Source organism: Albidovulum denitrificans (assembly GCF_002973535.1).
Taxonomy (GTDB): Bacteria; Pseudomonadota; Alphaproteobacteria; order Rhodobacterales; family Rhodobacteraceae; genus Albidovulum; species Albidovulum denitrificans.
In genome coordinates this window covers 323449-336685 of sequence record NZ_PVEP01000001.1, presented here as the reverse complement: position 1 = coordinate 336685, position 13237 = coordinate 323449, and the positions used below count along the sequence as shown (strand labels likewise).

At 64.6% G+C, this 13237-nt stretch carries 11 protein-coding genes; 6 read left to right on the top strand and 5 right to left on the bottom strand.

The window, feature by feature from the left end; all coding sequences use genetic code 11:
- Positions 1 to 36 precede the first annotated feature (36 nt).
- Together LX70_RS01605 and hemB are read right to left on the bottom strand one after the other, a co-directional pair.
- Positions 37 to 1167, bottom strand: coding sequence for a Hint domain-containing protein (locus LX70_RS01605; RefSeq protein WP_105512782.1), 1131 nt, complete (start codon positions 1165 to 1167; stop codon positions 37 to 39).
- Between the two features lie 347 nt (positions 1168 to 1514).
- The gene (gene hemB, locus LX70_RS01600) at positions 1515 to 2510 is read right to left on the bottom strand and encodes a porphobilinogen synthase (protein WP_105512781.1); all 996 of its coding nucleotides are present in this window, start codon (positions 2508 to 2510) and stop codon (positions 1515 to 1517) included.
- Between the two features lie 134 nt (positions 2511 to 2644).
- On the opposite strand from hemB, the gene LX70_RS01595 reads away from it, so the two are divergent.
- Both LX70_RS01595 and mfd read left to right on the top strand, forming a co-directional pair.
- A complete protein-coding gene (locus tag LX70_RS01595) occupies positions 2645 to 3169 on the top strand; it encodes a component of SufBCD complex (protein WP_105512780.1) in 525 nt (174 codons plus the stop codon).
- Between the two features lie 121 nt (positions 3170 to 3290).
- Positions 3291 to 6752, top strand: coding sequence for a transcription-repair coupling factor (gene mfd, locus LX70_RS01590; protein WP_105512779.1), 3462 nt, complete (start codon positions 3291 to 3293; stop codon positions 6750 to 6752).
- Between the two features lie 4 nt (positions 6753 to 6756).
- Here the strand turns inward: mfd and LX70_RS01585 are convergent, their stop codons facing one another.
- From LX70_RS01585 to LX70_RS01575, 3 genes are read right to left on the bottom strand one after another with little or no spacing between them, the layout of a single operon-like run.
- On the bottom strand, positions 6757 to 7953 hold the full coding sequence (locus LX70_RS01585; protein ID WP_170076092.1) for a multidrug effflux MFS transporter: 1197 nt from the start codon (positions 7951 to 7953) through the stop codon (positions 6757 to 6759).
- Positions 7946 to 8596, bottom strand: coding sequence for a DsbA family oxidoreductase (locus LX70_RS01580; protein ID WP_105512778.1), 651 nt, complete (start codon positions 8594 to 8596; stop codon positions 7946 to 7948). Before LX70_RS01580 ends, LX70_RS01585 begins: the two co-directional genes overlap by 8 nt.
- On the bottom strand, positions 8593 to 10104 hold the full coding sequence (locus LX70_RS01575; RefSeq protein WP_105512777.1) for a class I adenylate-forming enzyme family protein: 1512 nt from the start codon (positions 10102 to 10104) through the stop codon (positions 8593 to 8595). The genes LX70_RS01580 and LX70_RS01575 overlap by 4 nt, the downstream gene beginning before the upstream one ends.
- Before the next feature lie 85 nt (positions 10105 to 10189).
- Here LX70_RS01575 and LX70_RS01570 point away from each other — a divergent pair, with 85 nt between their 5' ends.
- The 4 genes from LX70_RS01570 (at position 10190) to LX70_RS01555 (ending at position 13213) form a co-directional block, all read left to right on the top strand.
- Positions 10190 to 10813, top strand: a complete 624-nt coding sequence (locus LX70_RS01570) for a helix-turn-helix domain-containing protein (RefSeq protein ID WP_105513546.1) — start codon at positions 10190 to 10192, stop codon at positions 10811 to 10813.
- A gap of 159 nt (positions 10814 to 10972) precedes the next feature.
- On the top strand, positions 10973 to 11662 hold the full coding sequence (rpe, locus tag LX70_RS01565) for a ribulose-phosphate 3-epimerase (protein WP_105512776.1): 690 nt from the start codon (positions 10973 to 10975) through the stop codon (positions 11660 to 11662).
- Between the two features lie 69 nt (positions 11663 to 11731).
- Positions 11732 to 12640 (top strand): MBL fold metallo-hydrolase, encoded by a 909-nt coding sequence (locus LX70_RS01560; protein ID WP_105512775.1) that lies wholly within the window; start codon positions 11732 to 11734, stop codon positions 12638 to 12640.
- 18 nt (positions 12641 to 12658) lie between these two features.
- Positions 12659 to 13213: a thioredoxin family protein gene (locus LX70_RS01555; RefSeq protein ID WP_105512774.1), complete on the top strand. Its 555-nt coding sequence runs from the start codon at positions 12659 to 12661 to the stop codon at positions 13211 to 13213.
- Positions 13214 to 13237 lie beyond the last annotated feature (24 nt).

Here is a 13237-nt window from a genome sequence, read left to right as displayed (position 1 = left end):
TCAGCACCGGCAACAATTGGCGCGGCAGGCGCGGCCTCAGCCCATCGGCAGGTCGGCCGTTTCAAGGACGGGTCTGGTGTTTTTCAGCAGGCGGCGGGCAAGCTGCCTTTGGCAGTGGCCCTTCGGGATCATCCTGGCTGGCGGCTGCGGGCCGTTGTCCCCGGCAAGGGCTGGGACCCCGGCAGACAGTATTTTCCTTACCGTGGAAGGGATCGACTTCATCGCCTCGGGACCCGGATAAAGGCTTTCCGCCGGGCAGCCCTCTGCCACCAGAATCTCATGCCTGTCGAGCAGGATGTGGTAATAGGATACGGCCTCCACCTCATCCGCGACGAAGATGCCCGGCAGCCCGACAAGCCTGTGCGCCGCGACAAGGACCTCTGGCTGCCCGAACATCCGCCGCGCGACGGCCGAGGACGCCAGAATCCGGTGCTGCGGCGAGACCATAAGATCGCGCTTCGGAATGCCGGTCCCCAGACTTCCGGCCGACAGCCTGATCGGACAAAGGGCCGGATTGTGATGCAGGCCGCGCGCGGTGATCTCACGCTTGCTGATCCAGCGGATGGGGGCGACGTCCCCGCCCCATGTCATGACCAGATCCCCCACGCCGAGCGTCTCGATGGCGACAGGTCCATGGTCGGTTTCAATCGCTGTCCCTTGCGCGAAGCAGATGACGGTGGTGGTGGAGTTGATGCCAACCTCGAAATAGTCCCAGTTGCTCGTCCCGCCCCCGGAGCCGAAAACCCCGATGCTGGTGATCGGGAAGTGAAACACCAGTTCATAACTGGACCCGTCGTAAACGGAGGTGCCGCCTGCGATGCCACCGCTGGCGGTGATGATCGGCGGCGTTCCAATGCTGGTGATCGTCAGGTCGCCATTCGCGATAAGTGTGTTCAGATCGACGACGACCCCGTCGATGCGGACAAAATATTCTTCGTAGTTCTCGCTTCCCGTCATGAACAGGACCGCGTCCGAGACCTCGTTGTTGAAGTGAACGTCGAAATAATCCTCGCCATTTAGCGTGACGCCCGCACCGCCTACATTGGTGCCGATGTCCCGGTTCGTGGCGGTTCCTGTAACGGTGTACCCGACGGTGCCGCCATTGCTGGTCGTGATGGTTCCGGTGGCGCCGTTGGTATAGTCGTTGATGACGTCAGTATAGGCCATGGGCACACTCGTTACATGAAGAAGGTTCGAACTGGTTGAGTTCGGTATAAGAGCTTTTTGACCCCATCGTGGCAACGCCCCAACTTACGATTGAACTGGGTCAATCCGTCGCCCTCCATGCGGGAACGGACAAAACCGTTCCTGTTTTCTATGGCGGTAGATCCAAAGAGTTCGTTAAAAACCCCAAGCGACGGCATCGGGGGCGCCGGTCCGCAAGGGCGGCCCGGATCGGGTGAACCGGCCCGGAGTCCTGCGCCTATAGCATTTCGGGTTTACACTGAATCGGAATTTGAACTTATTTCGTTCGAATTCTGATACTTACTTTCTCAACGTAAACCCGAAACGCTTTAGCCCTTCAGGCGCCGCGCGACCTCGGGTGCGAAATAGGTCAGCACCCCGTCGCAGCCCGCCCGACGGAAACACATCAGGCTTTCGAGAATCACCTCATCCTTGACCCAGCCATTCAGGATCGCGCCCTTCAGCATCGCGTATTCACCCGACACCTGATAGGCGAAGGTCGGCACGCCGAAGCTGTCCTTCACCGCGCGGCAGATATCGAGATAGGGCATGCCGGGCTTGACCATCACCATATCCGCGCCCTCGGCCAGATCGCGGGCGACCAGGCGCAGCGCCTCATCGGCATTGGCGGGGTTCATCTGATAGGTCTTCTTGTCGCCCTTCAGCGCGCCCGCCGCGCCCACCGCATCGCGGAACGGGCCATAAAAGGCGCTGGCATATTTCGCGGCGTAAGAGAGGATCGTCACGTCCTTATGCCCCGCCGCCTCAAGCGCCGCCCGCATCGCACCGATCCGCCCGTCCATCATGTCCGAGGGGCCAAGGATATCCGCCCCGGCCTCGGCCTGCGCGAGCGCCATCTTCACCAGCGCCTCGACCGTTTCGTCGTTCAGGATGATCCCGTCGCGCACGATCCCGTCATGCCCGTTGGCGTTATAGGGGTCGAGCGCGATGTCCGTCATCACCGCGATCTCCGGCACCGCGGCCTTGATCGCGCGCACGGCGCGGTTCGACAGGTTGTCGGGGCTCCACGCCTCTTCGCAGGTCTCGGTCTTCAGGGCCGGGTCGGTGTAGGGAAACAGGCAGATCGCCGGAATGCCCAGGCCCGCCGCCTCTTCGGCCGCGCGCACCACGCCCTCGACCGTGCGCCGCACCACGCCGGGCATGGAAGGCACCTCGACATCCGCGCCCGGCACGTCGGTCACGAAAACCGGCCAGATCAGGTCCTTCACGCTCAGCCGTTCCTCGGCGACCAGATCGCGCAGTGCGGCGGATTGGCGCAAGCGACGGAAGCGCAGGGCGGGGAAGGGGGTGTGAAACGGTGTCATGGGCGCTCTCTCCGTTCGGATAGGCCTTTCGCCTGCCACGGTTTTTATCCTATCACAAGGGTGGAAACCGCCGAAGCCGGCGGATAGCATCGCGCCAAACGCCGTATAAGGCATCGACTTCCCGGGGGCAGGCATTGGAGCCAACACGTTTGATCTTCGAGCTGATCGACTTTCGGTCATTCTCGAACCTCTGGTACTGGATTGCACTTGCGGTGACCTGGTCCTCGGCCTCGCATTGGGTGCTTGGTATTCCCTATGACATGGTCCTTCGGGCGCGGCGCGTCGGCGGGCAGGCGGAAACGGACCTTGCCGACATCACCCGCGTCAATGTCTCGCGCCTGCTTTACATCGCCGATGAGGCGGGGCTGATCCTGATGGCCTTCTGGGCCTTCGGGATGAGCACGCTCCTCCTGCTCGGCTTCGTCTACCATGTGGAGTTCTGCCAGGCGCTGTCGCTGATCCTGCTGCCGATGTCGCTGGTGATGTTCCTCAGCATCCGCACCGCGCGCCGCATCCGCACCGATGGCGATGCCGCAGAGGCGTTGCACAAGCGGCTGGCGGTGCATCGCCTCACGGTGCAGGTGATCGGCATGATCTCCATCTTCGTGACCGCCTTCTGGGGGATGCTCCAGAACTTCAACATCGCCATCTTCGGTTGACACCGCCGCCGGGCGGGATAAAGCGTTTCGGGTTTACGTCGAGAAAGCAAGTATCAGAATTCGAACGAAATAAGTTCAAATTCTGATTCAGTGTAAACCCGAAATGCTATAGGTGACGCGCATGACCGCAGCCGACCACATCACGCTTTCGGGCGCGCCCGAGGGGTTTGACGCGCGCCTCGTCGCGCGCGAATTGTCGCGCGGCGCCTCGGTCCTGCATGTCGCGCGCGATGACCGGCGGATGGAGGCGATGCGCGCCGCGCTGGCCTTCTTCGCGCCCGACGCGCTGGTCCTGACCTTCCCGGCCTGGGACTGCCTGCCTTACGACCGCGTCTCACCCAATGCCGATGTCTCCGCGACCCGGATGGCGACGCTGGCGGCGCTGGCGCAGGGCTTGCCCGCGCCGGTGATCCTGCTGACGACGCTGAACGCCGCGACCCAGAAGCTGCCCGCGCGCGAGGTGTTGCAGGCGTCCTCCTTCACCGCCCGTGTCGGCCATCGGGTGAATGAGGCGGGGTTGCGCGATTTCCTCGTCCGCATGGGCTTTTCACAATCGCCCACGGTGACCGAACCCGGCGACTACGCCGTGCGCGGCGGCATCATCGACATCTACCCGCCGGGTGAGGGCGGGCCGGTCCGCCTTGACCTTTTCGGCGACGTTCTGGACGGCGCGCGGCGCTTTGATCCGGCCACCCAGCGCACCACGGAAAAGCTGACGGCGGTGGAGCTTGCCCCGGTGTCCGAGGTGATCCTCGACGATGCCTCCATCACCCGGTTCCGGCAGAACTACCGCATCGAATTCGGCGCCGCCGGAACCGACGACCCGCTTTATGAGGCGGTCAGCGCGGGGCGCAAACATGCCGGGATGGAACACTGGCTGCCCTTCTTCCACGACCGGCTTGAGACGCTGTTCGACTATCTCCCCGACGCCTCGGTGATGCTGGACGATCAGTTGACGCCAGCCCGGCTGTCGCGCTGGGAGGGGATCGCGGATCAATACGACACGCGATTGGAGGCGATGAAGCGCAAGGACCGGCTGGATTCGGTCTATAAACCTTCGGCGCCGGGGCTGCTTTATCTGGACGACGACGGGTGGGAAGGGGCGATCGCGGGGCATCGCGTGGTGCAGCTTGTCGCCCTGCCACAAGCCACGGGGCCGGGGGTGCTGGACGCGGGCGGGCGCATCGGGCGCAATTTCTCGGCCGAGCGTCAATTGGAGAACGTCAACCTTTTCAGCGCGCTGGCCGATCATATTCACGCGCGCCAGGCAGAGGGACAGGTGGTTGTCGCCTCCTACTCTGACGGCGCGCGGGAACGGTTGAAGGGGCTTCTGGAGGATGAAGAGGTCCATGGGGCCAGGCTGATCCGCGACATGCGCGACGTGCCGGACGGCAAGGGCGGCCTTTTCCTGACCGTCTGGGCGCTGGAACACGGGTTCGCGGCGCAGGGCCTTACGGTGATCTCCGAACAGGACGTGCTCGGCGAACGGCTGATCCGTGGCGCAAAAAAACGCAGGAAAGCCGAGAACTTCCTGACCGAAGCTCAATCGCTTTCTCCGGGCGACCTGGTCGTCCACGTCGATCACGGGGTCGGCCGCTACACGGGGCTTGAGACGATCACCGCGCTTGGCGCGCCGCATGATTGCGTGGCGCTGGAATATGCCGGCGGCGACCGGCTTTATCTTCCGGTCGAGAACATCGAACTCCTCAGCCGCTACGGGCATGAGGAGGGGCTGCTCGACAAGCTGGGCGGCGGCGCCTGGCAGGCCAAGAAGGCGCGGCTGAAGGAGCGTATCCGCCAGATCGCCGAACGGCTGATCCGCATCGCCGCCGAACGCCATCTGCGCAAGGCGCCGATCCTTGAGGCGCCGCATCACGAATATGACGCCTTCGCCGCGAAGTTTCCCTATCAGGAGACGGATGACCAGCTCTCCGCCATCGACGAGGTCGGCGACGATCTTGGTGCCGGGCGCCCGATGGACCGGCTGATCGTCGGCGATGTCGGCTTTGGCAAGACCGAAGTCGCGATGCGCGCGGCCTTCATCGCCGCGATGTCGGGCGTCCAGGTCGCCGTCATCGCGCCCACAACGCTGCTGGCGCGGCAGCATTTCCGCACCTTCGCCGACCGTTTCCGCGGCACCGCCATCACCGTGCGGCCGCTGTCGCGCTTCGTGACCGCCAAGGACGCGGGTGTCACGCGCGAGGGGCTGGCCGAGGGGACGGTGGACATCGTCATCGGTACCCATGCGGTGCTGGCAAAGTCGGTGAAGTTTCGCAACCTCGGCCTGTTAGTCATTGATGAAGAACAACATTTCGGCGTTCAGCACAAAGAGCGGCTGAAGGAGATGCGGTCAGAGATCCACGTCCTGACCCTGACCGCGACGCCGATCCCGCGCACGCTGCAACTGTCGCTGACCGGGGTCCGCGACCTGTCGATCATCGGCACGCCCCCGGTCGACCGGCTGGCGATCCGCACCTATGTTTCGGAATTCGACACCGTCACCTTGCGCGAGGCGCTTCTGCGCGAACGCTACCGGGGCGGGCAAAGCTTTTACGTCGTCCCGCGCATCAAGGACCTGCCGGAGATCGAGGAGTTCCTGAAGACCCATGTCCCCGAGGTTTCCTATGTCGTGGCCCACGGCCAGATGGCGGCGGGGGAGCTGGATGAGCGGATGAACGCCTTCTATGACGGCAAGTATGACGTGCTGCTTGCCACGACGATTGTTGAAAGTGGACTGGATATTCCCGCCGCGAACACCATGATTGTCCACCGTGCGGATATGTTCGGCCTCAGCCAGCTTTACCAGATCCGGGGCAGGGTCGGGCGGTCGAAGGTCCGCGCCTATTGCTACCTGACCACCAAACCCCGCGCGCCGCTGACGCCGAATGCGCAGAAGCGGCTCAGGCTTCTAGGCAGCCTCGACAGCCTCGGCGCGGGCTTTTCGCTGGCCTCTCAGGATCTCGATCTGCGCGGCGCGGGCAATATCCTGGGTGAAGAACAATCGGGCCATATCAATGAGGTAGGCTACGAACTTTATCAACAGATGCTGGAAGAGACGATTTCCCGCATCAAGTCGGGCGAGCTGGACAGCCCCGGCGCCGATGATGGGCAATGGTCGCCGCAGATCAACCTTGGCGTGCCGGTGATGATCCCCGAAGGCTATATCCCCGACCTCGACGTGCGGCTGGGACTTTACCGGCGCTTGTCGTCGCTGACCACGAAGGTAGAGCTTGAGGGCTTCGCCGCCGAGTTGATCGACCGTTTCGGCCCGGTCCCGAAAGAGGTCAACACGCTCCTCCTCGTGATGCGGATCAAGGCCATGTGCCGGCGCGCGCATATCGCCCGGCTGGATGCCGGGCCGAAGGGCGCGACGGTGCAGTTCCATCAGGACAAATTCCCCAATCCCAAAGGGTTGGTGGAGTTTCTTCAGGCGCAGAACGGGCTTGCGAAGATCAAGGACAACAAGATCATCGTGCGCCGTGACTGGGTCAAGGACAGCGACAAGATCAAGGGTGCCTTCGCCATCGCCAAGGATCTGGCGGAAAAGGTCGAGGGGCCGAAGAAACCCGCAAAGGCAGGCTGAGGCGTCAGAACCTTTCCGACCGCGTCATAAGGACCAGCGCAAGGATCGAACAGATCACCGCCGTCAGGATCGCGGGCCCCGCCGTGCCGTCGAAGAGAAGCCCCACCGGCCCCGCGATCAGCGTTGCCAGCATGGTGGAGATCGCCGTGACGATCGAGGTCGCCATCCCCGCGATATGGCCCATCTTCTGCACCGCGAGCGCGTTCAGGTTGCCGAAAGTCAGCCCCGCGATGAAGAAGACCGAGGTCGCCCAGACAAAGAAGGCCGGAAACCCGAGGACACCGGCCAGGCTGAGCGCGAGCGCGACAAGCGACAGTGCAGAGGCGCCGATATAGGCTAGGATCACGATCCGCCGCATCCCCAGGCGCATCACGAAGGCGGAGTTGATGAAGGACCCGGTGGCGGAAATCGCGGCGATGCCCGCGAACCACAGGGGGAAGCTTTGCGCCCGGTCATAGGTCTGGTCAAAGACCTGCTGGATCGAGGACAGAAGTGCGAACATCTGCCCGTAACCCAATGTCATTGCTGCGGTATATAGTTTGACCTCACGGTTCCCGACAACCTCGCGGAAGGCGCTGATGAGGTTCGCTGGGGTCAGCGCGCGGCGGCGGTCCGGGGTCAGAGTCTCGGGCTGGCGCAGCCAGAGCCAGCCAAAGGCGATCAGCGCAAAGCCGATATAGACAAGAAAGATCGCGCGCCAGTCGAAGAAGAGGATGATGGTCTGCCCGACCAGCGGCGCCAGCGCCGGGACGACCATGAAGATCATCATCACGAAGGACATGATCCGCGCCATCTCGCGCCCCGCATAAAGGTCGCGCAGCATGGCAACGCCCGCGACACGGGGGGCAGAGGCGCCGATGCCCTGGATGACCCGCGCGGCCAGCAGCAGTTCAAGGCTGCCCGCGTAATGCGCGGTGACGGAGGCCGCGATGTAAAGCGCGAAGCCACCCGCGATGGTAACCTTGCGCCCGATGGCGTCGGAAATCGGGCCGACGAAGAAGGTGCCAACGCCCATGCCCAGCACGAAGGCCGACAAGACCAGCTGCGCGCGGTTCAGGGCGTCGGGCGACAGCTCCGCCCCGATTTCCGGCAGTGCGGGCAGCATCGCGTCGATGGAAAAGGCCAGCGTCGCGAAGAGAAGCGCGAGCATGCCCGTGAACTCCACCGGCGACAGGCGGGCGGGCGACGAAGGGCTATTCATCGTCGATGTCTTTTGCTTTTTCAATGAGTTCGCCGATGATCTTCAACCACGTTTCGACCGGCTGCGCCCCCTGGACGGCGTGACGTTCGGCGATGATGAAGGTCGGCACACCGCTGACGCCGCGCGCGCGGGCATGGGCGTCGCGGGCGCGAATATCCTCACGGTCGGCGTCGCTAGACAGGAGGCGCAGGGTCATCGCGCGGTCAAGCCCGGCCTGACCGGCGATGTCGGCCAGAACGTCCGTGTCGCCGATGTCGCGGCCTTCGCTCCAGTAGGCGCGGAAAAGGGCGGAGACGACAGGGGTCTGCCGCCCCTCGAGCCCCGCCCAGTGGATCAGGCGATGCGCGTCGAGCGAATTTGGCGTGGTGCGGATCAGGTCGTGGTTCAGCGCCACGCCTGCCGCCGCGGCGTGATCGACCAGCGGCGCATAGGCGCGCACCGCCCCCTCGCGGCCGCCGAATTTCAGTTCAAGGTAGTCCTGCCGGGCCATGCCACCCGCGGGCATGTCCGGGTTCAGCTGAAACGGGTGCCATTCGATGGCGAAGGGATGATCTGGCCGCGCCTCAAGCGCGCGGTCGAGATAAGCCTTGCCGACATAGCACCAGGGGCAGACGACGTCGGAGATTATATCAATCTTTATCATTGGCTTGCCTTCCATTCCTCACGCAGAGCGCGGCGGTTGATCTTGCCGTTCGCGGTGGTCGGCAGGGCGTCTCGGTGCAGGTAGAGGCGCGGGCGTTTGTAGGGTGCAAGGCGGGTTTCGGCATGGGCCTGAAGCGCCCCCTCCGTCGCGCCGCCGGTATAGGCAAGCGCGATGACCTCCACGTCCTGCCTGACCGGCAGCGCGATGGCGGCGCAGGCGGTGACGTCGGGATGGGCGTTCATCGCGGCCTCGATCTCGGCCGGGGAAACGCGGAAACCGCCCGCATTGATCATGTCGTCGCTGCGGCCAAGGCTGTGCAGCGCGCCATCCTCATCCATCATCACAATGTCGCCAGTACGGAACCAATCGCCCTGCGGCGCGTCGATCGTTTCGCCGTCGAGATAGCCGAGGAACAGGCCCGGATCGTCGGTGCGGATCGACAGCACCCCGGTTTCACCGCGCGGGACGGGGCTTGCGCCCTCATCCAGAACCGCGACATGGCGGCCGGGCTGGGCATAGCCGGTGGCGCCATCGGCGGCAGGGCGGGCAGGCGCGGAGGAGATGAAGGTGGAACATTCCGACATGCCAAGCGCCTCGTGCATGTCGGTCCCGGTCGCGGCGCGCCAGGCGGCACGCAGCGCGGGGGGCAGTTTCTCCCCGGCTGAAAGGGCATGGCGCAGATGGGGCAGGGAAATCTTCGCGTGATCGCTGAGGACTTTGCGATAAACGCCCGGAACGGCGGCGAAAATCGTCACATCGAAGCGCTTCAACAGAAGCGGGATCTGGGCAATGTCGGTGCCGTCCTGCATCACCATCGCGGTGGCGCCGACCGACCACGGGTCCAGAAGCCCGGTCCCCAGCGTATAGGTCCAGTTCAGCGCGCCCGCATGGAACAGGCGATCCGTTGGACCCAGACCTTCCCACCCGTCATGCATCATCCGCCGCGCCCAGACCGCGCGATGGGCATGGGCGACGGCACGCGGCGTGCCAGAGGTGCCAGAGGTCATGACGACATAGGCCAGCCGGTCGGGATCGCCCATGGCCCAGTCGGGGGCGGGGCCGCCTTCGAAGCCGCGCAGCTCCGCCTCGGTCAGCACGGGGCAGGGCGCGGGGTCGGGGATGGCGATGCCCGGCCCCGCGACGATCATCGCCGGGCGGATCACGGCGGCGACGCGCGCGACCTCGGCCGCCGTCAGGCCCGCGGGCGTCGGCACCGGGACGATCCCGGCGGCGATGGCGCCCAGAAAGGCCAGCGGAAAGCTGACCCCGTTGCCAAGGCGCAGCATCAGCCGGTCGCCGGGCTTCAGACCCCGGTCCAGCAGACCGCCCGCAACACCCAGAACCGCCTCGGTCAGGCGCCCATAGCTCCACCGTTCCGCGCCGCCGGGGCGCAGGATCTGAAGCGCGATGCGTTCGGGCGTCGCCTGACCTGCAGCCAGCACATAGGCGGCAAGGTTGAAGGGCGCGGGGCAGGGCGCGGGCGCGCCGGTGTCGATGACGGAAAGCATGCGTCTTGGCTACGCGCCCCGCCGGGGCGTTGCAAGCCATGACGCTTTGGCGCTATTGCACAACGACCCCATCGGGAATGAACAGATGAGCGATATCGACCCTGCCGGACTGATCCGCATCGCCCGTGAGGGCGGCGCGACCGAGCGTGTCGAACCCATCGACCTTGGCCAGCGGGTGCGCGGCCTGCGCAAGGCGCGCGGCTGGACGCTGGAACAGGCGGCGGTGCAGGCGGGGCTGGCGCGTTCGACGCTTTCGAAGATCGAGAATGGCCAGATGTCGCCGACCTATGAGGCGCTGAAGAAGCTGGCCGAGGGGCTGAAGATCTCTGTCCCGCAGCTTTTCACGCCGCCCGCGCGCGCCCAGGCCTCGGGCCGGATGGCGGTGACGATGGCGGATGAGGGGCAGGCGCAGGCGACCGCGACCTACGAACACCGGCTTCTGGCCGGTGCGCTGTCCGCGAAGAAGATGCTGCCTTACACGGCCCGCATCCGCGCCCGCAGCCTTGAGGAATTCGGCGGCTGGGTGCGCCATGACGGCGAGGAATTCCTGATGGTGCTGACCGGCGTGGTCCGCCTTTATACCGAGTTCTACGAGCCGGTGGACCTAAAGCGCGGCGACAGCGCCTATTACGACGCGACGATGGGGCATAATGTGATCTCCGTCAGCGCCGAGGATGCGACGATCCTGTGGGTGACGAGCCTGACGTGAGGGTGGTTGGTCGTCGGGTGCGCGTTTATCCGATAAGCAGAATTATGTAATACATCCGCTTGCCGGAACCCCCGAAAGCCCCCCGGACAGATCGCTTCTGGACCCCCCGGCACGAAAAGCGCTATGGAGCGCCAACCCCCTCTGACCGGAGCTGCGCCCATGTCCTTCGATCGCCGCATCAAGATCGCGCCGTCGATCCTTTCCGCCGACTTCGCCAATTTCGGCGAGGAGATTCGCGCGATCGAGGCGCAAGGCGCCGACTGGGTTCATATCGACGTCATGGACGGCCATTTCGTGCCGAACCTGACCTTCGGCGCCCCTGCGGTCAAAGCCTTTCGGCCGCATGTGAAAACCGTCATGGACGTGCATCTGATGATCGCGCCGGTCGATCCCTATATCGAGGCCTTTGCCGAGGCTGGCGCCGATATCATCACCGCGCATGTCGAGGCCGGCCCGCATATTCACCGCACCGTGCAGGCGATCAAGGCGACGGGCAAGAAAGCCGGTGTCTCGCTGAATCCCGGCACGCCGCTATCGGCGGTCGAGTATCTGCTGGACATGCTCGACATGGTGCTGGTGATGTCGGTCAATCCGGGCTTTGGCGGGCAGAAATTCATTCATAATCAAGTGGATAAAGTCCGTTCCTTGCGCAAGATGATTGGCGATCGGCCGATCCATATCCAGGTCGATGGCGGCGTCACGACCGAAACCGCACCGCTGGTCGCGGCGGCTGGTGCGGATGTCCTGGTGGCTGGGTCGGCGGTCTTTTCCGGCGGTTCGGTGCAAAAACCCGAGGTCTACGGCGCCAATATCGCGGCGCTTCGGGCGGCTGCGGAGGCGGCGCTCTAACGAAGGCTTGCCCCGGCGGCGATACGGATACATATTCGGTATCGCGAATATCTGATCCGGGGAGGGACCATGAAGATCACCAGACGCCGCCTTCTGGGCGCGGCCGCCGCCACGGGGGCCATGGCCGCCCTGCCCCGCATGTCCTTCGCGGCGACCACGATGACGCTTGGCGCCGCAGAGATCGACACGCTGTCGGACGGGCATCTTGTCCTGCCCGCGTCGTTCGTCAGTCCCGATCCGCAAGCCACTGAAATCCTGACGGGTTTCGGTATCACCACACCGCAGGTTGAGGCGCCGTGCAACGTCACGCTCTTGCGCGACGGGACCCATACGGTGCTGTTCGACGTTGGCGCGGGACCGGATTTCATGCCGACGGCGGGCAAGCTGTCCGCCGCGCTCGATGCGCTTGGCGTGACGCCCGAGGACATCACCCATGTCGTCTTCACCCATGCCCACCCGGACCATCTTTGGGGGGTTCTGGATGATTTCGATGAGCCGCTTTTCGCCAATGCGCAGCACATGATGGGCAAGGCGGAGTTCGATTTCTGGATCGACCCTGCCGCCGCCGAGACGCTGGACGAGGGCCGCAAGGTCTTTGCCGCCGGGGCGCTGCGGCGGCTTCAGGTGCTTGAGGACAGGCTTCTAACCTTCAGCGCCGAAACGGAAATCCTTCCCGGCATCCACGCCCATGCAAGCTTTGGCCACACGCCCGGCCACATGGCCTTTGAGATTCGTCAGGGCAATGCCGCCTGCATGATCGTTGGCGATGCCATCGGCAACGGCCATGTTGCCTTCGCCGCGCCCGGTCTGATTGCGGGCGCCGATCAGGATCCTGAGACGGGCATCGCCACGCGGCAGGCGCTTCTCGACAGGCTTGCGGTTTCGCAGATGCCGATGATCGGCTATCATCTGCCGGATGGCGGTGCGGGCCGGGTCGAGAGGGCCGATGGCGCCTACAGGTTCACCGCCGAACTCTAGGATTTCAAAGGACTTTCCATGGCTGTCTCTCCCCCCGTCTGCGATTTCGACTGGCCCGCGCCGGATTTCACCCTGCCGGGGACTGACGGGCGCGACTGGTCGCTGAAGGACATCGCCGGGCCGAACGGCACGCTTGTCATGTTCATCTGCAACCACTGCCCCTACGTTCAGGCGGTGATGGACCGGATGGTGCGCGATGCGAAGGCGTTGCAGGACCTCGGCATCGGGGTCGCGGCGATTTCGGCCAATGATGCCGCCGAATACCCCGCCGACAGTTTCGACAACATGAAGCTTGAGGCGGCGAAGCACGGGTTCAGCTTCCCCTACCTCTATGACGAAACCCAGGCGGTCGCACAGGCCTATGGCGCCGCCTGCACACCGGATTTCTTCGGCTTCAACGCCGCGGGCGGCTTGCAGTATCGCGGGCGGCTTGATGCGTCGGGCCGTCAGGCCGCGGCACCCGACGTGCGGCGGGAGCTTTACGAGGGCATGAAGCAGGTCGCGGAGACCGGCCGGGGGCCGCGGGATCAGGTCGCTTCCATGGGCTGTTCGATCAAGTGGAAGGCGGCCTGAGGCGAAAGGTCGGGGCGGTCACAT